This is a genomic window from Micromonospora sp. NBS 11-29, assembly GCF_002140155.1.
In the GTDB taxonomy this organism is placed as follows: domain Bacteria; phylum Actinomycetota; class Actinomycetes; order Mycobacteriales; family Micromonosporaceae; genus Micromonospora.
This window is the reverse complement of sequence record NZ_NAPR01000007.1, coordinates 1-338: the sequence shown is the minus strand read 5'-3', so window position 1 is coordinate 338 and position 338 is coordinate 1.

Sequence of the window (338 nt, the reverse complement as noted above, 5' to 3'; positions counted from 1 at the left end):
GCACAGCGCGCTGACGTAGCTCATCGGGGTACTTCTTCGGTGCTGCCACGGACGACTTCCTCCCCCACGGCCATCAGACCATGGTCAAGAAGCTCCATGAAAACGGAGGTGGCTCAGGTGGGACGCTTCCGTCAAGCATGTGGTGGGACTAGACACTGTCGGATCACGCTGTCGGATCGGATCACCCAGGCGGACTAGATACTGGCGGAACTAAGGAAGATCGAGAGGACATGGCGGCCAACGAGGAGCGGGCGATCCGCCGGGCACCTCGACGTGGAGGGCGGCTAGTGCCTCGTCTTTGAACGTTGATCGTGTAATCCGCTGATTCTGAGGATGGA